Here is a 25540-nt window from a genome sequence, read left to right on the forward strand (position 1 = left end):
ATCCACTCCTGACTCTCCGGTACGCTCCAATCGGGTCAACGCTGCCCAATGGCGCCGGTATTTTGACGCGACAGCTCAGCCCAGCCGATGGTCAGTTTGCGATTGGTGATCAGCCAGATCGTCGCGAGCGCGATCAGTCCCACGGCGATATTGGCAGCGATAAAGAGGATCGGCGCAAGCTGTGCGACGGGACCAGCATCACCGCGCTCGATCAGGCGCAAGGGTGCGGTCGCAAGTGCTGTCGCGCCGAAGGTGAAGGCCCAATAGGCAGGGCTGAAAGCCTCCTTGCTGATCCACGGCAAGAGGCGCAGCATGATCAGAGCCTGCAGGACGCCATAGCCGATCATGGCGTGCACCAGCAGGTCGGGCGGCCCTTGCGTGACGCTGATATAGGCGACCGCGCCGACAGCCGGAGGCGCAAGCTGAATGCCGAGTGTCGGGCGCAGCGGCGGCGACAATGCCGGCGCCGTCAAAAGCCGATGCAGCAGCGCGGATTCGATCGCCAACCATGCGAAAAATCCGGCGCCGAAGAAGAGCTGACCCCATTCGGGAAAGCCGAGGGCTGATGCGACGATGGCAGTCACGAAACTTCCGGCCACGCTTGGCAGATAAAGCACGGCGGTCGTGGCGGCGACGTCACGCTCGCCCTGCCAGAGACCGCCGGTTCGCCAGACCGAAAAGGCAAGCGTATAGATGGCGCCGAGGATGAACAGGGTTTCAGCACCGACGCGGGAATAGGGCAACAAGCTACCCGCCACCAGCATGGTGGCGACCCCTACGAGGCCAATGAAACAGCATTGCACAGGATGGACCACTTCCTTCAATGCCTCTTCACGCGCCACCGCCCATTTCAGCACGTAAAGCACGATCAGTATTGCCCAGACAGCGACCGAGACGAAGACGATCGTCTCACCAATTGCCGCCGGCAATTGCCAGACACGCGTTGCGGCCCGCCAGGCATTGCCGAGACCGGAGAGGCCAAGCACTATGCCAAAGAATGCAGCCGGAACGAGCGGCAGTTTCAGGGGAGTGGCCATGGTGTCTCCTTTGACGACGGACGTTAAACGCCTTGGTAGACGAGCTGCGTGAGGAAAACCGGATCGATCGGGAACTTACCCCATTTCGCATCGAATTGCGCCTGTGCGTCTGACGAAAATGGGGTGTCGAATTTTGATAATTTCGTCGAAATAGCCGTTTCTGTTCAAGCCAGAGAGGCACGATCGCGCTAACAAGAAGGCAGGGGCAGCGATGGCATATCACAGATGCGTGAGCGCGGCGCTTTCAGCCCGATCCAGCGCGCCCGCATGGCTTGCTCGTCATTTGTTCATTGGCAAATATGGCGAAATGTCTTTATGGAGTTTTCAAACCGATTAAACCCCTCCTAGGAGACTACACATGCAAATCGGAATGATTGGCCTTGGCCGTATGGGCAGCAACATGGTGCAGCGTCTGATGAATGGCGGCCACAGCGCCGTCGTTTTCGATGCGCGTCCGGAAAGCATTTCGGCGCTTGAGCAGCTCGGCGCCACCGGCAGCACGTCGCTCGAAGATTTCGTATCAAAGCTCTCCCGCCCGCGCGCCGTCTGGCTGATGCTGCCGGCTGCGATCGTCGACAAGGAGCTGGCCAAGATCGTTCCGCTGCTCGAAGACGGCGATATCGTCATCGACGGCGGCAACTCCTATTATCATGACGACATCCGCCGTTCCGAAGAGCTGAAGCCGAAGGGCATTCACTATGTCGACGTCGGCACCAGCGGCGGCGTTTTCGGCCTGCAGCGCGGCTATTGCCTGATGATCGGCGGCGAAAAGGCGACTGTTCAGCACCTGTCGCCGATCTTCGCAACGCTCGCACCGGGCATCGGCGACGTCGCCCCGTCGAAGATGCGCTCCGAAGCTGCCTCGAGCGTCAGCACTGCCGAGCAGGGCTACCTGCATTGCGGCCCGTCCGGCGCCGGCCACTTTGTCAAGATGGTTCATAACGGCATCGAATACGGCCTGATGGCCGCTTACGCCGAAGGCTTCAACGTGCTGCGCCATGCCAATGTCGGCCTGCAGACCACCGAAGCCGACGCCGAAACCGCGCCGCTGTCGCATCCGCAATATTATCAATACAACCTCGACATCGCCGAGATCAGCGAAGTCTGGCGCCGCGGCAGCGTCATCACCTCCTGGCTGCTTGACCTCACGGCCGACGCGCTGCATGGCGACGCCGCGCTGTCGCAATATGCCGGCCGCGTATCGGATTCGGGCGAAGGTCGCTGGACGATTTCGGCTGCAATCGATGAAGGTGTTCCGACGCCGGTTCTCAGCGCCGCGCTTTATGGCCGTTTCGCCTCGCGCGGCAATGACGACTATGCCAACAAGGTGCTGTCGGCCATGCGCGCAGGCTTCGGCGGCCACCACGAGAAGCCGGCGAAGTAATTCGCTCTTTCGATTTGATAAAATTCATGCCGGGCGGCCCAAACTGCCCGGCATTTTCATATCCGGCTTAGCTTATCAGATCCGGGCGCAGCAACAGAACCGGGCAGGGCGACCCGGGAGCAAGCTCGGGCGTGCGCGCCGGGCGGATGATGAGGCAATCCGAGCGGGAAAAGACCTTCATCATCGAAGAATCCTGCTTGGAAAAAGGCTCGGCGAGCCAGCCGCCATCTGCTGATTTCGTCAGCGTTGCGCGAATATAATCCTGGCGCTGATCGTTGGCGGCGAGCTTCACCGCAGTCCGCGCCATGGCTTCACGCTTCACCGGCGGCAAGGAGGCGAGCTTGCGGATCAGCGGCTCGAGGAACAACAAACCGCAGACGAGACTGGAAACCGGATTGCCGGGCAATCCGAGGATATGGGTTTCGCCGAGACTGCCGACCATCAGCGGCTTACCGGGACGCATGGCGATACGCCAGAAATCAAGCTGCATGCCGGCGGCGAGCATAGTTGCCTGCACTAGGTCATGATCGCCAACCGAGGCGCCCCCGAGCGTGACGATGACATCGGCCTTCGCCACCTGCGCCCGGCCGATCGCCGCGGTGATTTCCGCCTGATCGTCCGGGACGATGCCGAGATCGAGCACATGGGCGCCGGCGCTGCGGGCAAGAGCCGCAATGCCGAATGTGTTGGATGCAATGATCTGCGAGGGACCGGGCTCACTGCCGGGCGTCACCAGCTCATCGCCGGTCGCGAGGATCGCCACCAGCGGGCGGCGGTAGACATCGAGTGCGGGGTGATTCATGGCGGCGGCAACCGTCAGCCGTGAGAAATCCATCACCGTGCCCGCCGGAAGCACCGCTTCGCCTTCGACAAAATCCTGGCCGCGCGGGCGGATGTGCTGCCCCTTGCGCAGAGGATAGGTCGTGCGAATGCGATCGTCCTCCAGCCGTTCAGCGTCTTCCTGCAGCAACACGGTATCGGCTCCGGCCGGAACCGGTGCACCGGTGAAGATGCGCACCGCTTCGCCCTTGCCAAGCGTACCCTCGAATGCATGGCCCGCGGCAGAAACACCAGTCACGGTCAACTCCGCTCCCGGTTCAGCAGCATCCTCGAAACGAAGCGCATAGCCATCCATGGCCGAGGCATCGAAAGGCGGCTGCGTGAGGCGTGCCATGAGGTCCTTGGACAGAACCCGGCCTTCGGCCATGTCGAGCGATACGCTTTCGATGCGATGGAGCGGCGTTGCGCTATTCAGCAGGCGCTCTTGGGCATCGGCGACGGGTAAAAGGCTCATGTATCAGGCCTCCGGATGACGGAAATCGCCGGATTTGCCGCCGGACTTTTCCAATAGCCTGATACCGCCGATTTCCATCGTCCGATCAGCGGCCTTGGCCATATCGTAGATCGTCAGGCAGGCAACGGAAACCGCCGTCAGCGCCTCCATCTCAACGCCCGTGCGGCCGGTGAGCTTTGCGGTGGCAGTCACGCGCAGGCCGGGCAGGGTAGCATCTTCGGCGATGTCGACCGTGACCTTGGTCAGCATCAGCGGATGGCAGAGCGGGATGAGATTGGCGGTCTGCTTGGCGGCCATGATGCCGGCGAGCCTCGCCGTGCCGATGACATCACCTTTCTTGGCATTGCCTTCACGGATCAGCGACAGCGTCTCGGGCTTCATTTTCACATGGCCTTCGGCGGTCGCGATGCGGGTCGTTTCGGCCTTGTCGCCGACATCGACCATATGAGCTTCGCCGGAGGCGCCGATATGGGTAAGAACGGCTTTGTCTGCGCTCATTTCACTCGGCCGCCAGAACGCCGGTTTCACCTGTGAGCAGCGCATGTGTTGCTGCCGCCACGTCGTCCTTGCGCATCAGGCTCTCGCCGACGAGGAAGGTGGTGATGCCTACGGTCTCGAGACGCTTGCAGTCGGCATGGGTGAAAATACCGCTTTCGCCGACCAGCAGCCGGCCTTCGGGAACCATGGTGGACAGGGTTTCGCTGACCGTCAGGCTGACCTCGAAGGTACGCAGATTGCGATTGTTGATGCCGACGAGTGGCGAGGACAGCTTCAATGCCCGCTCCATCTCCTCGGCGTCATGCACTTCAACCAGCACATCCATGCCAAGGCCGAAGGCCTCATCCTGGAGGCGCTCGGCGTCGCTGTCGGAAAGAGAGGCCATGATCAGGAGAATACAGTCGGCGCCCCAGGCACGAGCCTCGTGCACCTGATAGGTTTCGAACATGAAATCCTTGCGCAAGGCCGGCAGGGAGCAGGCGGCGCGGGCGGCGGTCAGGCATTCCGGTGCGCCCTGGAAGCTTGGGCTGTCCGTCAGCACGGAGAGACAGGCTGCCCCGCCCATCTCGTAGGCCTTGGCCAAGGCAGGCGGATCGAAATCGGGACGAATCAGCCCTTTGGACGGGCTCGCCTTCTTGATCTCGGCGATCAGACCGAAAGCGCCGGCGTCCCTTTTGGCGACGAGTGCCTTATGGAAGCCGCGCGGCGCGGACTGGCCGGCCTGCATCGCCTTGAGGTCGGCAAGCGAGACCTTGGCCTTGGCGGCGGCGATCTCCTCGCGCTTGTAGGCTTCGATCTTCTGGAGGATATCGGTCATGATGTCCTAATCCTATTCTTCGGCGTTGGAGACGGCGATCAGCTTTTCCAATGCAGCCGCGGTCGCGCCGCTATCGAGCGACTGAGCTGCGAGCTTCATGCCATCATGAAGCGTTTCCGCCTTGCCCGCAATCACTAGGGACGCCGCGGCATTAGCGAGCGAAATATCGCGATAGGCGTTCTTGGCACCGCTGAGCACGTCGCGGAGCGCTGCCGCATTGACGGTACCATCGCCACCCTTGAGGTCTTCGAGAGAGGCATGCGGCAGGCCAAAGTCCGCAGGGGTCAGCTCGAAGGTCCGGATCTTGCCGTTTTCAAGTGCTGCCACCGAGGTCGTACCGGTCGTGGTGATTTCGTCCAGACCGTTGCCGTGCACGACCCAGACGCTTTCCGCATTCAGATCCCTCAGCACCTCGGCGAGCGGCACGACCCATTGCGGCGCGAAGACGCCAAGCAGTTGCCGACGCGCGCCGGCCGGATTCGACAGCGGCCCCAGCAGATTGAAGATCGTGCGCGTGCCAAGCTCGACGCGCGAAGGGCCGACATGGCGCATCGAGGAATGATGCAGTTGCGCGAACATGAAGCCGATGCCGGCCTCGCGAATGCAACGGGCAATCACCTCGGGACCAATGTCGAGCTTAATGCCCAGCACGGATTGCGTATCGGCCGTCCCGGCCTTGGAACTTTGGGCGCGGTTGCCGTGCTTGGCGACCGGTACACCGGCGCCCGCCACGATGAAGGAAGCGAGCGTCGAGATATTGTAGGTGCCGACGCCATCACCGCCGGTGCCGACGATATCGATCGCATCCGCCGGTGCTTCCACCGGCAGCATCTTGGCGCGCATCGTCGTGACCGCGCCGACGATTTCGTCGACCGTCTCGCCGCGCACGCGCAGCGCCATCAGGAAAGCGCCAATCTGCGAGGGCGTGGCTTCGCCCGACATCAGGATATCGAATGCCTGACGGGCCTCGTCCCGTGTCAGCGCCTCGCGGTTGGCGACCTTGGCGAGGAAAGGTTTCAAATCAGCCATCGGCTATCGATCCTCCCGACCGGGCCTAGTGAGACATCGCCTGTTCGGCGAGGCTCTGGTTGACCGTGACGCTGTACTTGGACTGCAGGTCGCTGACGATCTGGTCGAGAATGTCGTCGCCGGCGGCGTTGGCAATCTGGGTCGCCTGCTGATCGGCATTGTCCAATGCATCCGTCGTCGGATTGTCGTTGACCTCGGTGACCTTCAGGAGGATCTGCGTCGTGTCGTCGGCGCCGACAGCATTGGCAGCCGTGTCGACCGGGCCAGAGAAAGCGGCAGCGACGCCACCGCGACCGAGAACGGGATCGTCCGTGGTGCGGGTCATGTTAGACTTGTTTTCGACCGCAATACCGAGCGGCGCGGCGATGTCGGCAAGCGACTTGCCCTTCTGCGCCTCCTGCTTCAGCTCGACCGCCTTGGCGGCGAGCGCGATCTTCTGCTGCTCGGCAGTCCAGTCGGCAACGGCTTTGTCATGCACCTCGGAAAGCGGGCGGTCGTGGTCAGGCGTGATGCTCAGCACGTCGTACCAGACATAGCCATCGTTGCCGACGGCCACAGGTGCAGCATTGCCGCCCTGGTCCGCCTTGAAGACTTCACCCAGCAATTGCTGCTTGGCCGGCAGGTCCTTGACCTCGTTGCCGGCTTGGTCGAGGCCGGTGGCGTCGATCGAATCGACGGTCACCATCTTCAGCTTCAGTTGCTGTGCGGCTTCCTGCAGCGACGCACCCGAACCGCGCAAGTCTTCGAACTTGTCGTGAGCGCTGGTGATTTCATCGGCGGCATTGTTGAGCGCAATCTGCTTGCGAATGTCTTCCTTGACTTCGTCGAAGCTCTTCGCCGTCTCCGCCTTGACATTGGTCACGCGCAAGATCACCGGGCCGAACGAACCATCGACGACGGGCGTGGTGCCGCCTTCCTTGGCAACGGCAAAGGCGGCCTGGGCGATCGTTTGATCCGGAACCTGATCCTTGGTGAAGGTGCCGAGCAGCACGTCGGCGGGCTTTTTGCCCTGATCGGTGACCAACTGATCAAATGTCGAGCCCGTCTTCAGCGCGTCGGCTGCAGCGTTGGCGAGGTCCTTGTTGGCGAAGGTGAGCTGCTCGATAGTGCGCGTTGCCGGCGTCGTGTAGCTGTCCTTGCGCTTCTCGAACTCGGCACGAACCGCATCGTCGGTCACGCTTGCGGGATCGGCGACATCATCGGCCTGCAGCTTTACGTAGGCGAACTTGCGGTATTCGGGCGCGCGGTACTTCGACTTGACGCCGTCAAACCATTTCGACAGCACATCCTCTGCCGGAGCCTTGATCGGGTCGATATTGGCGTTGGTCAAAAGCAGATAATCGATGCTGCGGTTTTCATCATGATATTGCTTGACGGCCTCGACCAGAACCTTCGGCGCGGTAAAGCCGTTGGAGACCGCCTCGACGATCTGACTGCGGATCGCAACCTTGCTGCGCTCCTTGATGTAGTCGTCGGGATTGATGCTGCTGTTGCGCAGCAGGCTCTCGAATTTCTGTCGGTCAAAGGCGCCATTCGGCGCCTTGAATGCCGGATCGTCGCCGATAAGCTGGGCGAGGCGATCCTGCGACAGACCGAGATTCATATCGCTGGCAAGCTGATCGAGCGAAGCGCCGGCAACAAGCTGCGCGACCGTCTGCTGTCCGATGCCAAATGCACGCGCCTGCTCCGGCGTGATCTGCATGCGCAATTGCTGGCTGATCGCCTGGATCTGGCGACGATAGGCGAGGCGGAATTCATTGGTACCGATCTGCTGATCGCCGACCGTTACGACGGTGTTGCTGCCGCCTCCGCTGATGAGCGAACGCTCGACCCCCCATATGCCGAAGGCCGCCGCCAGAATAAGCATCAAGCCCTTGGCAACCCAGGTCTGGGCGATTTTTCTCAACACATCGAACATCGGAAGGCAAACCTCGTCATGAATACCGTCTTCGCCCGCGGGCGAAGCAATCGGAGTTCCTTAGAACAATCCGAACCGGAATTGAAGAGCCACCAAGGAAATCACCCGGCTGGGTGCTGCGAACCCGGAACCTTTGCCAGGGATCGACGTTGAAAGCTGAGGGAAACAGAGGAGCCGACGATGGCCGAGACGAAAACCGCTTCCGCCCAATCTGCTGCAGCACAGGCCCAGGCTGAAACCGCTGTCGAAGACCTTAACCTGCAGATCGCCGCGCTTCGGGAGGATCTGGCGAAGCTCTCGCGCAGCATGGCCGCGGTCGGGCAGGGCGCAAAGTCGGTCGTCACCGAAGAGGCTCAGGAAATAACCGATCAACTGCGCGAAAGAGTTCGCCAGGAGCCGATCTTCATGGTCGCGGCAGCCGCAGGCATCGGTTATCTGATTGGCCTTCTTAGCCGCCGCTAGGTGGCTAGCCCGTATTCTAAAGCTCGTCGTGAAAAGTTGGGCTGGCGCGGATGAAGGCCCAAAGCGCCTTGCTGATCTCGACGATCTCCTTGATCGAGCTTTCCAGCCTTTCGATTTCGCGCAGATCCAGTTGCTCGACCTTGCCGTATTTGACGTGCCGGTCGTCTTCTACAAGACGCATGAGCTGCGTGCTCGAGATTTCGCCGTTTTCATCGAAGGAATAGATGCAGTGATTGTATTTGTTGCGCATCTTCGATTCCCGCTTCAAGCGACCCATCAACGCCAGGACTGCGTGGCTGTCTTCCGCAGGTGTCGAGGATAGCTTCGCCAGACGCTCGACCAGATCGATGCGCGCGCGCGTCGTGTTAAGCGTCAGGAAGACGATGATGGCCGCGTCCTTCTCCACCCTCAGCAGATGCGCGATGATGTAGATCAGCAGGCTTTCGGTATTGGTCCAGACATAGTTCAGGCGGCCGACGCGAAGCAGAATATCGGACATTGCAGGCATGGCGCGGTCCTATGCTCAACTCATCGAAAGGACAAACTCATTCACCGCTCTCTGAAGGCGCGCGACATGCTGTCGACCACCGGCTTGGAGAGATATTCGAAAAAGGTGCGTTCGGACGTCTGGATCAAAATATCCGCAGGCATACCGGGTACAGGCTTGAAGCCCGGAATGCGTTTGATCTCCTCGCTCGGGATCTGGACGCGAACAACATAGACATCGCGCTGCGTCGAACCGGAATTGTCCTCGATCGAGTCGGCGGAGACGTAGAACACCTTGCCGTTCAGAACCGGCGTCGTACGCCGGTTGAGCGACGACAGGCGGATAGAGGCGGATTCGCCTTCGCGCAATTGGTCGATCGAGGTGCGCAACACCTGTGCCTCGATGATCAGCGGCACGTTGTTCGGCAATATCTCCATGATCGGCTTGCCCGTCGTGATGACGCCGCCGGCGGTATGATAGTAGGAGCGGATGACCGTGCCGCTGACCGGCGAACGGATGACGGTGCGGTCGAGCACGCCCGCGGCCTCGCGCACCTGCTCGCGTACGCTGTCGAGATCGGATTCGGCCGTTTCCAATGCGTCGAGCGCTGCCTGCTTGTTGGCGTTGATGGCAATGATCGCCTCCTGGCGGTACTTGGCCACCTGGGCTTCGTTCTCGTTCAGCTCAGCGTCGATGCGTGCAAGGTCGCCCATGGCGTCGGCGACTGCGCGCTGCACGGCCAGAAGGTCGGAACGTCTGACGACGCCGATATTGGCAAGCTTTTCTTTCGATGCCTGTTCATCGGTCAGAAGCTTGAGCTGCGTCACGAAGGCATCCCGCTGACCCTGATATCCCTGGGTGCGATATTCGAGCGAGCGGATGTTCTTTTCGATAAGGTTGAGCTGTTCCTGCAGCTTGGATTGCTTGCTGTGGAAGACGACAACCTGGCTCTGGATGAGTGCGGTCACATCGGGATCGTCGGCCTCCGCCGTGACGATATCGGGAACCTTGAATTCTTCATTGCCCTGGGCTTCGGCTCTCAAGCGGGCGACCACCGTTTCCAGCCGTAGCCGCCTCAGCTTCAGCGCCCGATCATTGGCGAGCGCCGCCGTCGGATCAAGGGTGAGCAGGATATCCCCCTCCTGCACGACCTGTCCTTCGCTCACCATCAGCTCCTTGATGATGCCACCCTCGAGATGCTGAATGATCTTGTTATTGCCGGTCGCGACGAAGCTGCCTTGAGCAATGACGGCCGAGGCGATCGGCGCGGTCGCGGCCCAATAGCCGAAACCGCCGAAAGAGGCGAACAGGATCGCCAGACCCGAGACGCTGTAGAGCCTGATGGACCGCGGCACTTCGCTGTACCACTCGATTTGCCCGGTTTCGTTGTCCTCTTTCTTTTTGCCCTTGGTTCTCCCGAACATGGCGTTCACCCTTCGATCCTTGCCGCCGGCCGATTGCCGATCTCGTTATTAGGCTTATTGCTCAGCGTTCTCAGCACCTCGGTGCGCTCACCGAACAGCGCCACCGATCCGTCCTTCAGAACCAGGATCTTGTCGACGCATTGCAGCAGGGCAGGGCGCTGGGTGATCGTCACCGTGGTGATGCCCTGCTTCTTGGCGTGAATGAGCGCGCGGGCGAGGGCAGCCTCGCCGGCGGTGTCGAGATTGGAATTCGGCTCGTCGAGGACCACGAATTTCGGATTGCCGAAGAAGGCGCGGGCAAGCGCAATGCGCTGCTTCTGCCCGCCGGAAAGCGGCGCGCCATCGGCGGCAACCACCGTTTCATAGCCCTGCGGAAAAGTGGCGATCAGCTCGTGCACATCTGCAAGGACGGCCGCCTCGTAGATCAGCCGGTCGTCGACATCGTCACGCATGCGGCAGATATTGGCCTTGATGGTGCCCGGAAAGAGTTGCACGTCCTGGGGCAGGTAGCCGATGCTCTCGCCGAACTGGCGCTGGTCCCAGTTGCGCAGGTCCATCAGATCGAGCCGCACATTGCCCGAGGTCGGCAGGATCGAACCCACCAGCATCTTGCCGAGCGTCGTCTTGCCGGAACCGGAATTGCCGATGACGGCAAGCGATTCTCCCTTTTTCAACGAAAAGGAGATGCCGTTCAAAACGACCCGCTTCTGTGGCGGCGGAACGAAGAGGATGCGCTCCACATCGAGCCGTCCTTCTGGATTGGGCAGGCGCAGCCGCGGGAAATTCAGCGGCGAGTTCAACAATAACTGCTTGATGCGGCCGTAGGCGGCGCGGGAATGGTTGAACTGGTTCCAACCCTCGATCGCCCCTTCGACCGGCGCCAGGGCTCGGCCGGAGATGATCGAGGCTGCAATCACCATGCCGCCCGTCAACTGACCGGAAAGCGAGAGGTGCGCGCCCCAGCCAAGTAGGGTGACCTGCGTGATCAGGCGGCAAGCCTTGGTGAGGCCGGAAAAGACGATGTTGCGGTCCTGGGCGGCCACCTGCGATTTCAACGATCCTGCGGTCTCACGCCCCCACATTTTCACCGCTTCGGGGATCATCGCCAGGGCATTGATGATCTGCGAATTGCGCGCCATGGAATCGAGATGGAAATTGGCGCGGCTGACGAAGGCATTGGCTTCGGCAAACTGTTTCGCCGTCATCTTTTGATTGAGATAGGCAATGATGAACAGCACGGCACAGCACGTCATGACGATCACGCCAAGGTGCGGATGCACGAGATAGACGACGACGACAAAGAGCGGCATCAATGGTGCGTCGAGGAAGGCAAGCAGCGTACCCGAAGTCAAAAAGGACCGGAGTAGCTGGAGATCGGCAAGCGTTTGATAGTCACGGCCGTTGCCGTTCAGGGATGCGCGGGCGGCCGCGCTCAAGATCGGCGCGCCGAGCTGCACTTCCAACTCGACCGCCGTGCGCATCAGGATGAAGCGGCGCACGGAATCCATGATGACCTGCAGGAGAATGGCGCCGACGACGGCGATGGTCAGCATGACCAGCGTATCGATCGAGCGGCTGGTCAGAACACGGTCGGAAATCTGGAACAGATAGATCGGGATTGCCAGCACCAGAATGTTGATCGCCAAGGTGAAGATCATCACGATCAGCATGTTGCGCTGAACGACGGAAATGCCTTGGCGCAGGCTGGCGGCGAAGTTGATAGGCTGGGCGCTGCGTTTGTGAAAGATGCTGCCGTCATTGCCTCCTCCACCACCACCTTTGCCGCTTTCGCCATTGCCACCTTGACCGCCGCCGCCAAGCGACCGGCGCTCGTTCTCACGCACGGGGCCGGTATCGCTGTCGATCGTGCGAGCTAAAGGCCGAGCTTGGCTCACCTTCATCTCGGATTTTGGCATCTCGGGTTTTGGCATTTCCGCTTCCGGCGCCCGGAGTGCCGGTTCGATCACGGGCACCGGATCGACCTCCGGAGTGGGCGATACTACTCTCATTTCGATCTCGGTCGTCGATGTGGCGGACCCATCCTCAACCTTCGTCACAACGGAAAACGCCGCAGGCGGCGCGGGGACAGTCTCAGTCTCCGTGGCGGGCGCAGGCGTTGCATCCAGTATTTGCGGTTGGGAAGGTGAGGGAGATGCAACAGCAGCCTTGGGCTCGCGCCGCAACCGCTTCAGGCTATCCACGGCATCCTCTATGGCCGCCATATAGGAAGCGGTGTTGCGCTCAGCAGCGCGCTCATCCTCGCTGGATGGCAGCGACGTCAGGTGCAATGTTCGGCTTTCCATCATGCTGAGCTTGGAAAACTGGTTCATCAGATGCGCCCCCTACTGTCTCCGGCTACGTGACGGTTTGCATGACGTCGCCGACAGTGCCGTTGTGCCAGGATATGTCGTGGCCGAGATCGATGGTTTCATTCTGCGTGGGCTGTGAATCGTGATCGCCAAGGAAAGCGATCGCTTCATTGGCCAACGGTTGGCTCTGCTGCTGGTTCGCATTGGTGGTCTGCTCATGATCGACCAGCCCGCCCTGGATAAGGACGGTATCGGAATAGAGATTGCCGGCGACGTAGGTCGTATGACCGACGCTGTCGTAATCGGTGATACTGGCGATGTTGACCAAGGCATTGCTGCCGGTGTCGATCGATACGGTGGCGTTCTGGTTGTTCGCCACCACATCGCTCGCCACCTGATGCACGATGTCGGAATCGCCAACGACGTTGATCTGCTTGATAACGTTGACGTCGAAGAAGTTGCCGGTGATGTAGAGAACGTTCAGCGCTTCCTGACCGGCGAAATTCGAGTCATGGGCGAGGCCGTCCGGTATTTCGTTGGTGTGGTTCTGGATATTCTTGACCGTGTCGTTGACGAAATCGGGCATCGCAGTGAAGCGATCCGACAGGCCGACATTGCTGATGGAGGCGAGGTTCCAGAGCAGATTGCCGCCGGTCTGAACATGCTCGCCGCTTTGAGTGGTGGTCACCACGTCATTGTCGTAGAGCACCGAGATCTGGCTGATCGAATTGATGTCGAACGCGTGTCCGCCGACAATCATCAGATCGTACTGCATGCCGAGACCAAAATAGGAGGCGAGGTCGAGCAATGTATTGCCGCCGGTCAGCAGCGTCGTCTCGGCACCGGTGGTCGTCACCCGCATCGTGTCGTTGTCCGAGAGGAAATTATATTGTTCCGTCCAATGCAGGAACGAGACGTCGCCCTCGATGACGCTGACACGCCAGAAGCTCGGGAAAGCCGGATTGCCGTCGTCGGAATGTTCTGGTGTCGCGGCCGCCTGAAATTCGCTGTGCTGGAAAACGGCGATGTTCCTGCCGATCGTCAAGGCGCTTTGCGAAGACTGGTCGTCATTGCCTGAAAGGCAATCAACTTTATCATTGTCGCTGTAGATATAGCTCTGTGAAATCGCGTCGATGGAATGATAGTCGCCCATGACGGCCATGACGTGCGAAATGATATTCGTGTCGACGATGTTGACGAGGTTTGCGACGATATTGCCGCCGGCCTCGATGTTGAGGGAATTCGGACCCGGTCCTGTCTGATGAACAACCCCGTCCGTTCCTTCGGTGTCCGTTTTTGCCAGACCGCGATCCGGCATGGAGTCTTCGAGATATGGCGCGCTCGTGACCTGCACGCCGTTGACGAAGACGCCGTCAAGCTCATTGCCGGCAATCGCCAGATAGTGGCTGCCGTCGGGGTCTTGGATGTAGGTGCCGCCGCTTTCTTCGATGGTTTTGGCAAATGCGTGCAGATCATCGTTGAGCTTTATCATGCCCTCGTTGCTCTCTGGCCGCTGGAGAGAAGCAAAGGGTGAAAGTTCCTCGGCTTTCACGGTCGCCTGGCCCAGCCAGTCGTAGACGTCGGAGACATCGCGGATGATGTGGTGGGAAGAATTCGTCATGTCGAGCACGTCGTCGTCGCGCAAGACATTGGCCTGCACCACATGGGTGACCTCCGAACCAGGACCCACGTAGACGTCAAGTTTTCCAGGCAGAGTCGCAGGCTGGAATTCGATCTCGGAGGGGCGGTGAACGACGGAGACCTCCACCGGGGCCAGGCCTTCATGATCGTGCATGCGCTCGTGATAGGGATTGTCGTGCGGATGTATGTAGCCAGCACGGAAGTAATAGGGCGAGTCGATGTATTTCACCTCGGGCGCGTAGTCGACCACCGTCAACCCGGAACTAAAATCATCCTTTGCCAAGGTCGGGTCCGGCTGTTCCTCCGGTTTGTCCTCCGGCAATGTCGCATCGGTGTAGTTCAGCCGCAGACGCAGATCCTCGATCTGCGTGTCGAAGAGCCCAATAAAATGGGCGATGATCTCCGAAATTTTTTCCGCGTGCATGAATGGTCCCCCAATTTTCCGAAACGCCTGGCCTATCCGGGTCGATGCCGCCGCTGCCGACGGCTGTCATTTCAAGGAAATCCAGGTTCAAGCCACGACATGTGCACCGGCCTGTCCTCCGGCCGGTGCACATAACGCGTGGCTCTCGCTTCGAAATCAGGAGTCGCCGGAGGTCACGTGATGATCGCCGCCTACGGTGATATCGGCAGTATTGGTGAGCAGATTGGCGCCCTGGACCACTTCCTGATGGAAGCCCGAATTGGAGATGATGGCGGTAGAATCCGCTGTCGCCGTACCGGTCATGTCGTGGCCCACGCTCGGCACCCCGTTCCAATTGAACGTCGGGTCCAGATCGAGACCGTCGGCATGGGAATGGCCACCCTCGGCCGTTAGGTCGATGCTGGCACCCTGGTTTTGCATCTGCACATCATAGGCCTGATCCTGATCGGCGAGATTGTTGGCCTGAACCAGACTGAAGCCGGTATCATTGCCGCCGCCGCCCAGCGCATTGTTGAGCACGCCATCGATATTAAGATTGAAGGAGTAATCGTCTCCGAGATTGAAGGTCAGATCATGGCCGGCTACGCCGAGATTGCCAACATCATGGACATCCTTGATCGTTCCAAAATCGTAGTCCGAAGTGGAATGAGTGCTGGAGTCGCTGTAGGAGTAGTTGTCGCGGTTGTCACCGTTGTTGTTGGCTTCGGTGTGGACGTCGGTATCGGTCTTGGTAATGGCCTTGTAGTCATAATCGTAACTGTTGTCGCGATTATCACCGTTGTTGTTGGCCTCCGTATGGATGTCGGTGTCAGTCTTGGTGATTACCTTGTTGTCGTGGTTTTCATCATAGCTGTTATCGCGATTGTCGCCATTGTTGGTGTTGTCGCGATTGTCGCCGTTGTTCTTGACGTCGAGATCCGTATCGGTGGTATTGTTGCTGTTGTTGTTGTTGGCAACGCCAACAAGACCAGTCGAACCGTCATCCACTTCCGTGGAATTAACGGCGCTGGTCGCGAGGCCATCCGCCAGCGCGCCGACTTTCAGGTCGTCATCCGCGCTGACATTGGCAATATCAAAATCAGGAGACATCATACATTTCCTCCAAATGAGGAGGCCGTCTCGGGAAATCCCTCTCATCTAAACGGGACTTTCTCGCGGCGGCCCCAACTGTTAACGTTGCGGCAGGTGTACGCACTACATGTCTACCGACAAAACCGGCCTGTTGGTTCAGACCTGGCCTATTGGGATTTGCAGCTACGCCAAACAAAATGCGCAAATCCGCCCTGGCGCTTGGTTAGAGCGTCAACGCCTTCTGCTTTCTGTTGTCTCTAAGAAATCAGGGGAGGAGGAGGTTGTCCGGGACGCGAGACAAAGGACCGGAATGCCGTTTTTTCCCCAAGCTCCGCGGTTGGTGCGGAACGGTGGGACTTTGACCCAAAACAAGGCAAGCTCATAGATACCAATTCGGGCTAGCGCCCTGTTTCGGTTTCATAAATCGGATTTCGCCCGAGGAGCGCCAAGGATTTAAAGCGCTGTTGTCATTCGGTTTTTCAAGATTTTCTCGGCTACCCGTCGTCTCGTCGGCATCACGAATGCGTTATCGCCGTTGGTATAGTCTTAATCCGACCGGCTTAAACGACTAGAAATTGTCGCGCCACATCCAAGTAATATATTTCAAAAATCTAACTAAGTCGGCAGCCGTTGCAAAAATGGATCATGCCTATGAAATTTCAAATTGTAATAAAAAGTATATCGACGCTTACTATGCTTTGAGCCAGTCTTCAGTTCACCGAGTCGTTCTACCGATTTCGGTCGATTTAGGCCATTATCAGTCGACGGGTGACCTCCACCTTAGGTTAGCTGATTAAACAGAAACGCCCGAAAATGTGCAGAACTAAGCACAAGTACGGCACCCAATTTGGCCAAATTCCCACATTTGTGATAATTTTTAGAGCTTTCGCGGCAAAACTAACCCCTTTGGGCAATTTCCAACTACGATCGCATGGATTAATATAGTTTTATATTAATTAAGAAGACTGCATAAACAGTCCTATCAGGGCACCGTGCTCATAAAAAACATTCCGGCAAAAAGCGGGTTAACTAGACATGGCTGCGAGCTTTGGGGGATGCACAAATGTACATCGCAAGCGTAAGAACAGGGGATGCTGAAGACAACCACAATATCATAAACTTAAAAGAGACTATCGTCGTACTGGCGGATGCCGATCTCTTTTCTGAATGCCTGGTGCAAACTTTGGGCACCAGATTTGCAGCATACGACATCATCAGCATTACTGACCCGAAGGCGCTTCAGGGCAAAGCTCTGGAGGGCGTTAAACTGATCCTGCTATACCATCTTCAATCCGAGGACATGCAGGATACTTTACATACAATAAGGGCGAATTCGCCTGGAATATCAATCGGGCTGGTCGTCGAAACGATCGATCTGCACGATCCATACGTGGCCAGACTTGTCGAAGGACGGAATATACACGGCGTTCTGCCGCTCAATCTCCGCCTCGATGTGTTCATGGCAGCGATCGATCTGTTGATGAAAGGTGGCGAACACTTCCCCTCGGCGCTCCTGCGCCGGCTCTCTGGGGACACGCCGCATCTCAATCAGCCGCTCTATCAGGCACAGACGCGCTTTACCAACGGCCATAGACCCTACGAGGATGCTATCGCCATGCGCAGCGGCAGTCTACAGGCGCTGACCACACGCGAGGTCCAAATATTGGATCTCATTTGCAAGGGGACACAGAACAAGATCATAGCGGACCAGCTCAGCCTGTCCGAAAATACGGTCAAAGTTCACGTCCGCAACATCTACAAGAAAATGAATGTCCGCAATCGAACGGAGGCGGCCTCACGCTTCTTCAATTCGGACAACGGGCTGGATCGGGATCCGTCGCGTCGGTGGCGAAACTGATCCACAGATAGGAATTGAGAGGGGACGACCGTTCGCGACATCGTGGGCGGTCGTTTTCTTTGTTTGCAGGCCCCAAGCCGGAAATCCCATCGCGCCGAACAAGGCTCTGATCGAGGCCAATCAACTGGCGCCCCACCTCCCTGCCGTAGCGTTAATCCAGCCGCTTAGGTCCCTCCTGAAAGTGGACTACGCTTATGCGCGACGCGGCCAATAACTCACCTGTGAAATAGCTATTTAGTATAGTTTGCCTAATCATTCATCAGATTTCCGTTGACGTAGCGTAAAGTCGTTTTATCATCTGCTTATTCACCAAGTTAATATCCGATTCGATACTGGTAAAAATTGGCGATTCACACGAATTATTACTGCAAATAAATTTGCGTTACTATTCTCATTCAAAGTCTTTTAAGTACAGCATGCGGCCTACAGGCGCCGTTAGTTGACAAGGGGATGGAGGTGTAGTGCGTAGATTTGTTCCGACGGATGGCGATTTTTTCTCCTCAAAAAGATCGCCATCCACCCCCCTCCATCAAGCTGAAACGGTTCTTGTCAGCGGCGGAACGCCGCCACCCTCTCTTTCGCTCCGAAGGTGATGTCATGGGCAAGATCCCCGCTGCTATCGGTGTCCACGCCATGCGTCGGCCGTCCGTCAATCCAGGCGATATCGGTCCAGCGACTGAGCAGGTATTCGAAGGCAGGATGCGCTTTGCCAACCTGATCGGCATTACCGTCTGGACGGCGACCATGACCTTCTTCTGGCTGTGGTGGTTGCGCAGCGATCATGTGATCGGCTGGCCGTCCTATCTGCTGGTGACGCTGGCTCTTGCCTTGATCACCGGGCTGCCGGCCTATTTCATCGTCATCGTCCATGATGCGCGGCGTATGCCGCAGGCCGGGCCATTGCCTGCGGGGCGCATCGCCATGGTCGTGACCAGAGCATCATCCGAATCTCTTTCCCTCGTGCAGACGACGTTGCGGGCGATGCTCGATCAAACGGGCTGCGATTTCGATGTCTGGTTGGCGGAGGAAAAACCCAGCCTGGACATGATGAAATGGTGCATGGAACACGGCGTTTTCACCTCCACGACGCGCGAGAGTGCCGGGGCTGACGCTCGCGATACTTCGCTGCATTGCAAGCAAGGCAATCTCACGTCCTTCTACGACCACTTCGGCTATGAAAGATATGATTTCGTTGTGCAATTCGACGCCGGCGACGTGCCCGAGAGGACGTATCTCCGTGAGATGGTTCGGCCGTTCCGCGACCCCGGCATCGGCTATGTGTCGGCGCCGAGCATCTGTGACGCCGATGCGGCATCGAGCTGGGCGGCGAGGGGCATGCTCTTTGCCGAAGCCGGCGTTCAGGGTTTGGTGCAGTCCGGCTACAACAACGGCTGGGCGCCACTCTGCGTCGGCACGCATTACGCTGTACGCACAGCGGCGTTGAAAGAAATCGGTGGGCCGAGACAGGAACCGGCAGAAGGTCTTTCGACGACGCTGGCGATGAACGCCGGCGGCTGGCGCGGGATACATGCGCTGGATGCGATCGCCCACGGCAACGGTCCGGCGACTTTCACCGATCTGATGATGCAGGAATTTGACCGGTCACGCAGCCGGATGACGACCCTGCTGCGGCATGCGCCGGATTACATGCCGAAACTGTCCGGATGGTTGAAGTTCCAGTTCCTGTTCTCCGAGCTTTGCTATCCGCTGTTTTCCCTGGGCTTGGCTGTCCTCTTCATCCTGCCGATCGTGGCGCTTCTGACGGGCCATAGCTTTGTCGACGTTACCTATCCCGCTTTCCTGCTGCATTTCCTGCCGATCGTTGCCGCATTGATCGCGCTGGTCTTCATCTGGCGTGCGACGGGCACGTTCCGACCCGCCAATGCCAAGATCGCAAGCTGGGAGAGCGTGGCATTTCTTCTCCTGCGCTGGCCTTGGTCGCTCATTGGCTGCGCAGCCGCTATTCGCGACCGTCTTACACATTCCCGAGGCGATTTCCACGTTGCGCCGAAGAGGGTGGCAGCAGGGCAAGCGCTGCTGCTTCGCGTGTTGGCGCCCTATATCGTGCTCAGCCTCGGTTCCGCGCAGGCGATGGCCTTTGCTTTCGACCGGGAGACTGCCCAAGGCTTCTTTATCTTTGCCGCGATCAACGCCCTGGTCTATGCGGCGCTAATCGGGCTGATTGTCGCCCGACATGTAACGGAAAACACGCTTTCCCGTTAGGCGCACCTAACACCCGCGCCCCTGCGACTTCTTTGCGACACTCCCTGCGACATTTTTGACGATCTGCGCAACATCGGGCCTTGGCCCCTTGTATCGCATGGTCACTTACTATACGTAGCAAGCATTATAAGGTTGCTTATGAATAGCAGGCTTCTTATATCATGAATGCGACACCCACTCTCGGCTTTCTCCTGCATGACGTTGCCCGGCTTCTTCGCAAGCGGTTCGAGCAGCGCGCGAAGGATATGGGATTGACGCGTTCGCAGTGGCAAACGCTCGCCTATCTCTCGAACAATGAGGGGATCCATCAGGCGGGTCTTGCCGAGATGTTGGAAATCGAGCCGATCACCTTGGTGCGAATTCTCGACAAGTTGGGCGAGCGCGGCCTGGTCGAGCGCCGTCAGCATCCGAACGATCGCCGAAGCTGGCTGCTTTACCTGCGCGAGGAAGCGCGGCCGCTGCTCGACACCATGCGCAGCATGGGCGACCAAACCCGCAAGGAGGCCCTGGATGGGGTCTCTGCCGAAGATCATGAGCGCCTTTATCAGTTGCTCACCGTTATGAAATCGAACCTCGTCCAGGCCTGCCGCATGACGGTGGGCGACAAAGAGACAAATCATGGCTGATGCATCCTCTTCGCTTCGCGTACCCGCGAACGCAAATTCCGCTAACGAACAGACCGCAATCGGGCAGAACCAAGCCGCCGTCGCCGAGGCGCCGTCTTCCAATCCGGCGCCGGCGCCCGCTGCTGCCGGTGCCGCCGTTCCAGTTGCTCCCCCTGAGAAGCCGCGCAAGCGCCGCAGCCCGACACGGCCGATCCTCTTCGCGATGCTGCCGGTCGCCCTTGTCATCGGCGGCTATTACTACGTCACCGGCGGGCAGATCATGTCCACCGACAATGCCTATATTCAGGCCGATATGGTCGGTGTTTCGACCGATGTTTCCGGCACGGTGATTTCGGTCGACGTGCATGAAAACGAGACGGTGAAGAAGGGGCAGGTGCTCTTCCGCCTGAAGCCCGATTCCTTCCGTATTGCCTTGGACGGCGCTGAGGCGCAGCTCGGCACTGCCCGCAACCAGATCCTGAACCTGCAGGCGAGCTACAAGCAGTCGCTGGCGGAAATCGCCCAGGCGCAGGCCGACATTCCCTATTACCAGACCGAATATGACCGCCAGCAGAACCTGATCAACAGCTCGGTCGCCTCCAAGGCGGCCTATGACCAGGCCAAGCACAATCTCGATGCGGCCCAGCAAAAGGTCTCCGTCGCCCAGGCACAGGCGGCAACCACACTCGCGCAGCTCGGCGGCAATGCCGACCAGCCGGTGGAACAAAATCCGGTCTACCTGCAGGCCAAGGCGGCCGTCGACAATGCGCAGCGCGAGCTCGACGACACGGTCGTGCGCGCGCCATTCGACGGCATCACCGCCAATGTTCCGTCGCTTCAGGTCGGCGCCTATTTGACGGCTGCGCAGCAGGGCTTCTCGCTGGTTTCCACCACCCATATGTGGATCAACGCCAGCCCGAAAGAAACCGAGCTCACGCATGTCCGGCCCGGCCAGAAGGTCTCGATCTCGGTCGATGCCTATCCGGGCGTAACTTGGAAGGGCACCGTCGCCAGCATCTCGCCGGCCTCGGGCTCGAGCTTCTCGCTGCTGCCGGCGCAGAACACTACCGGCAACTGGGTCAAGGTCGTGCAGCGCATTCCGATGATCGTCAGCATTGACGATATGCAGGGCAAGCCGCCGTTGCGCGTCGGCATGAGCGTCGTCGCCGATGTGGATACCGGTCATGCCCGCGGCCTGCCGGACTTCGTTGCAAACCTGTTGGGTCAATCCCGCGGTCAGGACCATGAGTAACGCCGCGGCTTCACCCTCCGGCCCGATCGCCAATCGCGGCGCGATCACCGCCTGCGTCATCCTGGCGGTCATCATGCAGGCGCTGGACACCACTATCGCCAACGTTGCTCTGCCCCATATACAGGGTGACGTTTCGGCAAGCGCCGATCAGATCAACTGGGTTCTGACCTCCTATATCGTTGCCGCCGCCATCATGACGCCGCCATCCGGCTTCTTGTCGGCAAAGTTCGGGCGCAAGCGCGTGCTGCTGGTTGCGATCGCTGGCTTCGTCGTCGCCTCCGTTCTCTGCGGCCTGGCGCAATCGCTGAACCAGATCGTCGGCTTCCGCCTGCTGCAGGGCCTGTTCGGTGCGGCACTCGTGCCGCTGTCGCAGGGTATTCTCCTCGACATCTACAATGTCGAGGAGCGCGGCAAGGCCATGGCATTGTTCGGCGTCTCGGTCATGGTCGGCCCGGTGCTCGGGCCTGTTATCGGCGGCTGGCTGACGGACAATATGAGCTGGCGATGGGTGTTCTACATCAACGTGCCGATCGGCGCGCTCGCCTTTGCCGGCATCGTCATCTATGTGACGGAAACCAAGTTCGACGCGCTCGCCAAGCTCGATATATTCGGCTTCAGCATGCTGTCGGTCGCCATCGGCGCCCTGCAGCTTTTCCTGGATCGCGGCGAGCAGCTCGATTGGTTCTATTCAGGCGAAATCATCGTCGAGGCTCTGGTTTGCGCCGCGGCCTTCTATCTCTTCCTGGTGCACACGTTCACGGCGGAGCGGTCCTTCGTGAACCCGCGATTGTTCCTGGACCAGAATTTCGCCGTCAGCATGCTGTTCATCTTCATCGTCGGCGTCACCTATCTGGCATCGCTGGCGCTGATGACGCCCTATCTGCAGACATTGATGGGCTACCCAGTCGTGACAGCCGGCATCGTCATGGGGCCGCGCGGCCTCGGCACGATGCTGTGCATGTTCGTCGTCGGGCGGCTGATCGGCAAGGTGGATACGCGCTGGCTGCTGTTCTTCGGCCTCGCCCTGACCGCATGGGCGATGTACGACATGACCGGCTGGACGCCCGATGTCTCGCAATGGACGCTGATTTCGGTCGGCTTCGTCCAGGGCGCGGGCCTCGGCTTCCTCTTCGTGCCGCTCACGACGATCGCCTTTGCGACGCTGCCGGCTCATATGCGCGGCGAGGGGACCGGCCTCTACAATCTTTCGCGTAATATCGGCTCGAGCGTGGGCATCTCCGTCGTCTCGGCGCTGATCACCGAGAATACCCAGGTCAATCACGAATCGATCGCCGCCTATGTAACGCCGTTCAACCATGCTTTCGATGCGACGGTCGCTCAGGCCGTCAGCCCGGTCACGTTGGCAGGTCGCGCCGCGCTCGACGGCGTGATCACCACGCAGGCGACGATCATAGCCTATATGGACGATTTCAAATTGCTGATGCTGATGTCGATCTGCGCCATGCCGCTGCTTGTGCTGCTGCGCAAGCCCAAGGCGCCGCCGGCCGTCGACCACAGCATCGCGATGGAGTAACCGCGCAGTCTTTCCAGTTTCACTGCGCGGCAGCATGGGCCGCCGGGCACCACCCCGGCGGTCCTTTTTCTTTTTTAAGGAAAGCGGCGGCTAACGAAGCGCGAGCCGGCGGCGCCGAAGCGCCATAGCGGCTCGATGTTTTTCGTAATCCCGATCCGCTTGCCGGCCACCACCGGTATCGGTTCGGCCAAGGCGAATTCGAAGGGTGCCGCATCCAGCGCCAGCCCGTTCAGGCTGATATCCACGCCCAAGGCCTGCGTCAGCTTTCCCGGCCCGTTGCAGAGATCGACGAAGTCGGCAACACCGCGCCGCCGGACCATGTCCTCAATGCCGCTCTCCGGCTCCAACGCACGGATGAGTACGGCGCTGGCACCTGCGCAGACGAAATTCAGGCACCAGTGAATGCCGTATGACCGGTAGATATAGACACGCCCCGCCGGACCGAACATCGCCGCCGTGCGCGCCGTCGGCCCGCGAAAGCTATGGGATGCCTCGTCATCAGGCCGATAGGCCTCTGTCTCGACGATGCGACCGCCGGCGCCGGCAACGGTGAGACGAGTGCCGATCAGCTCGGACGCAATGATAGTTGCGTCGCGGGAAAAGAAGGCTGTGAGGGCAGGGCCAGTCAGAGGCTTGGGGCCGATTGATAGGGGCTGATCGCTGGGCGTCATAGGCGAGGGCGGCGTCCGTTGGTTATTCGATGCCGAGTCTTGTGTGCAAGGCTCTCACATCTCGGGAATTTTGTCGCGGAGATCATGGCCGGATGGGTTTCATCGCATCGATCTGTATCATTTCTTTATGCGGGTTCAGAAACGAAATGTTCTCTGATAGGGAAGGGGCGTGTGAGACTCGGACTGGAAGAAAATGGCTGCGCGGGATCGATATTCAAGAAAGCTCGAATGCTCTCGTTGTGGCAATAACGGCTTTGCCGAGGTCTCGGAGGATGACAATCCCCGCCGCGAGAACCCCGGTTTTCTCGTGGACGAAATGCCGTCGGGCTTTTCCGACGAACGCAAATCGAACGATCCGGCGAAATACATGATCCGCTGCCGCTGTGGCAGCGTCTTCCCGTTCAAGCAGAAATCTCACTATGCGCCCGGCGGCGAACCAAGGAGATAGCGGCACCATCTGCGTGAGCGAATTCGTTGGACGCAGAGTTCTTCTGCTTGAGCGTCAACACCTTAGACGCGCCAACGCGTGCAGGGAAAATGCTGGCGACGGGCCAAAAATTGCTCAGTAGTGGAAAGAAACTCACTTCATCAAGCCTGCCGGTTTCCGTTACGCCATATGGAAAATGTGCGGAATTTGAGCTGGTACTCCACCAATTTACTTTTCCTATCGTTGAGGCATTATCTATGTTCACAACTTTGGGGGAGTAGTCGTGATGGGCATCTTCACATCTGATAATATTGCCTCATTGTCAGGCATAGTCATCGTAGCGATCACGCTTATTTTGATCTTTCAAGGTAGAGAAGTTTCTTCCGGCCACGCTATGGTGCTGGCTGCGGGCGCTGCGCTGATGCTTCTTCCATCAGTCTCCAATTTTGAATGGTCTAATGGTGGCCTCAAATATACCCGGCGCGATGAGACTGCTGATCTTGCTAGTCAAGTTAAAAAATTGGCTGAGGACAACATACAAGCTAATGAAACGATAAAGCAGACCACGGAAGCCTTAAAAGTTGCAAATGAGCGACTTAATAGGCTGGAAGCGGGTGGTCAGACGTCGCAAAATCCAGCCCCCCAAGACGGGGGAGCTAAGCCACCAGTAAAATTCGACTGGGGAAAATACAGCCAACCTACATTTTTTGAAGATCTCCTTAAGAAAAGTGATCAGAGCGTTCAGTTGAGCAACCAAAATCGCGATGCGCTCACGACGTTCCAAAAGCAGTTCAATGCAAAATAATAAATGTGTATGGCTGTCAAAGCCCCAGCCAAACTAGGCATCTGAAACCGGCCCAACCGGATAAGTAAGATGCCTCGTGATCCACGATTGATAGATTGGGCTTTTGGCGGAAGAGGTGGGATTCGAACCCACGGTACGGTTTCCCGCACGCCGGTTTTCAAGACCGGTTCCTTAAACCACTCGGACACTCTTCCATCAGTTTGATATTAAAGGATTTTATTCTTCTAATATCAAGTGCTGCCGCCGTGATTGATTACGCGCGTCGCAGCTACTTCAGTTTCCGATTTGCGCTTATAGCGACTTGCAACGCCGCGTCAACTTGTTCGGCTGCATCAGCCTGCATTCCCGGCAAAACATGCGAACAGAGAAT

General features: G+C 58.8%; 20 protein-coding genes and 1 tRNA gene. 8 read left to right on the top strand and 13 right to left on the bottom strand.

Annotation, left to right across the window (positions count from 1 at the left end):
- Positions 1 to 35 precede the first annotated feature (35 nt).
- Positions 36 to 1037 (bottom strand): dicarboxylate transporter/tellurite-resistance protein TehA, encoded by a 1002-nt coding sequence (gene tehA / locus QD357_RS00700; protein ID WP_107108048.1) that lies wholly within the window; start codon positions 1035 to 1037, stop codon positions 36 to 38.
- Positions 1038 to 1395: 358 nt separating this feature from the next.
- Here tehA and gnd point away from each other — a divergent pair, with 358 nt between their 5' ends.
- Positions 1396 to 2421 carry a phosphogluconate dehydrogenase (NAD(+)-dependent, decarboxylating) gene (gene gnd / locus QD357_RS00705; RefSeq protein ID WP_107108047.1) on the top strand — a complete coding sequence of 342 codons (1026 nt, stop codon included), beginning with the start codon at positions 1396 to 1398 and terminating at the stop codon, positions 2419 to 2421.
- A gap of 67 nt (positions 2422 to 2488) precedes the next feature.
- Here the strand turns inward: gnd and glp are convergent, their stop codons facing one another.
- From glp to QD357_RS00730, 5 genes are read right to left on the bottom strand one after another with little or no spacing between them, the layout of a single operon-like run.
- Positions 2489 to 3715 (bottom strand): gephyrin-like molybdotransferase Glp, encoded by a 1227-nt coding sequence (glp, locus tag QD357_RS00710; RefSeq protein WP_107108046.1) that lies wholly within the window; start codon positions 3713 to 3715, stop codon positions 2489 to 2491.
- Positions 3716 to 3718: 3 nt separating this feature from the next.
- Positions 3719 to 4213, bottom strand: a complete 495-nt coding sequence (moaC, locus tag QD357_RS00715) for a cyclic pyranopterin monophosphate synthase MoaC (RefSeq protein ID WP_107108045.1) — start codon at positions 4211 to 4213, stop codon at positions 3719 to 3721.
- 1 nt (position 4214) lies between these two features.
- Positions 4215 to 5030: an indole-3-glycerol phosphate synthase TrpC gene (gene trpC, locus QD357_RS00720; protein ID WP_107108044.1), complete on the bottom strand. Its 816-nt coding sequence runs from the start codon at positions 5028 to 5030 to the stop codon at positions 4215 to 4217.
- A 12-nt stretch (positions 5031 to 5042) separates the two neighbouring features.
- Positions 5043 to 6059 (bottom strand): anthranilate phosphoribosyltransferase, encoded by a 1017-nt coding sequence (trpD, locus tag QD357_RS00725; protein ID WP_107108043.1) that lies wholly within the window; start codon positions 6057 to 6059, stop codon positions 5043 to 5045.
- Positions 6060 to 6084: 25 nt separating this feature from the next.
- Positions 6085 to 7977 carry a peptidylprolyl isomerase gene (locus QD357_RS00730; RefSeq protein ID WP_107108042.1) on the bottom strand — a complete coding sequence of 631 codons (1893 nt, stop codon included), beginning with the start codon at positions 7975 to 7977 and terminating at the stop codon, positions 6085 to 6087.
- Positions 7978 to 8157: 180 nt separating this feature from the next.
- On the opposite strand from QD357_RS00730, the gene QD357_RS00735 reads away from it, so the two are divergent.
- Positions 8158 to 8439: a hypothetical protein gene (locus tag QD357_RS00735; RefSeq protein ID WP_107108041.1), complete on the top strand. Its 282-nt coding sequence runs from the start codon at positions 8158 to 8160 to the stop codon at positions 8437 to 8439.
- A gap of 16 nt (positions 8440 to 8455) precedes the next feature.
- Here QD357_RS00735 and QD357_RS00740 read toward each other — a convergent pair whose 3' ends face one another.
- From QD357_RS00740 to QD357_RS00760, 5 genes are all read right to left on the bottom strand, one after another.
- Entirely contained in the window at positions 8456 to 8947 is a 492-nt protein-coding gene (locus QD357_RS00740; RefSeq protein ID WP_107108040.1) for a hypothetical protein, read from the bottom strand.
- A 41-nt stretch (positions 8948 to 8988) separates the two neighbouring features.
- A complete protein-coding gene (locus QD357_RS00745) occupies positions 8989 to 10350 on the bottom strand; it encodes an HlyD family type I secretion periplasmic adaptor subunit (RefSeq protein WP_107108151.1) in 1362 nt (453 codons plus the stop codon).
- Between the two features lie 5 nt (positions 10351 to 10355).
- Positions 10356 to 12680 (bottom strand): type I secretion system permease/ATPase, encoded by a 2325-nt coding sequence (locus tag QD357_RS00750; protein WP_107108039.1) that lies wholly within the window; start codon positions 12678 to 12680, stop codon positions 10356 to 10358.
- A gap of 25 nt (positions 12681 to 12705) precedes the next feature.
- A complete protein-coding gene (locus QD357_RS00755) occupies positions 12706 to 14724 on the bottom strand; it encodes a hypothetical protein (protein WP_107108038.1) in 2019 nt (672 codons plus the stop codon).
- Between the two features lie 156 nt (positions 14725 to 14880).
- On the bottom strand, positions 14881 to 15813 hold the full coding sequence (locus tag QD357_RS00760) for a fibrinogen-binding protein (protein ID WP_107108037.1): 933 nt from the start codon (positions 15811 to 15813) through the stop codon (positions 14881 to 14883).
- Positions 15814 to 16858: 1045 nt separating this feature from the next.
- Between QD357_RS00760 and QD357_RS00765 the strand changes: the two genes are divergently transcribed.
- From QD357_RS00765 to QD357_RS00785, 5 genes are all read left to right on the top strand, one after another.
- Positions 16859 to 17653 (top strand): helix-turn-helix transcriptional regulator, encoded by a 795-nt coding sequence (locus tag QD357_RS00765; protein WP_107108036.1) that lies wholly within the window; start codon positions 16859 to 16861, stop codon positions 17651 to 17653.
- Positions 17654 to 18250: 597 nt separating this feature from the next.
- Complete coding sequence (locus tag QD357_RS00770) at positions 18251 to 19876, top strand: glycosyltransferase (protein WP_245407461.1); 1626 nt, start codon at positions 18251 to 18253, stop codon at positions 19874 to 19876.
- Between the two features lie 161 nt (positions 19877 to 20037).
- Positions 20038 to 20502: a MarR family winged helix-turn-helix transcriptional regulator gene (locus QD357_RS00775; RefSeq protein WP_107108035.1), complete on the top strand. Its 465-nt coding sequence runs from the start codon at positions 20038 to 20040 to the stop codon at positions 20500 to 20502.
- Positions 20495 to 21733, top strand: coding sequence for an HlyD family secretion protein (locus QD357_RS00780; protein WP_107108034.1), 1239 nt, complete (start codon positions 20495 to 20497; stop codon positions 21731 to 21733). The genes QD357_RS00775 and QD357_RS00780 overlap by 8 nt, the downstream gene beginning before the upstream one ends.
- Positions 21726 to 23267, top strand: coding sequence for a DHA2 family efflux MFS transporter permease subunit (locus QD357_RS00785; RefSeq protein WP_107108033.1), 1542 nt, complete (start codon positions 21726 to 21728; stop codon positions 23265 to 23267). The genes QD357_RS00780 and QD357_RS00785 overlap by 8 nt, the downstream gene beginning before the upstream one ends.
- A gap of 74 nt (positions 23268 to 23341) precedes the next feature.
- On the opposite strand, the gene QD357_RS00790 is transcribed toward QD357_RS00785, so the two are convergent.
- On the bottom strand, positions 23342 to 23938 hold the full coding sequence (locus QD357_RS00790; protein ID WP_107108032.1) for a DNA-3-methyladenine glycosylase: 597 nt from the start codon (positions 23936 to 23938) through the stop codon (positions 23342 to 23344).
- A 713-nt stretch (positions 23939 to 24651) separates the two neighbouring features.
- Here QD357_RS00790 and QD357_RS00795 point away from each other — a divergent pair.
- On the top strand, positions 24652 to 25170 hold the full coding sequence (locus QD357_RS00795; RefSeq protein WP_107108030.1) for a hypothetical protein: 519 nt from the start codon (positions 24652 to 24654) through the stop codon (positions 25168 to 25170).
- Between the two features lie 104 nt (positions 25171 to 25274).
- Here the strand turns inward: QD357_RS00795 and QD357_RS00800 are convergent.
- Positions 25275 to 25364 (bottom strand) — tRNA-Ser (locus QD357_RS00800).
- Positions 25365 to 25540 lie beyond the last annotated feature (176 nt).

Origin of the sequence: Rhizobium sp. BR 317 (genome assembly GCF_047445835.1) — a bacterium.
GTDB lineage: Bacteria > Pseudomonadota > Alphaproteobacteria > Rhizobiales > Rhizobiaceae > Rhizobium > Rhizobium paranaense.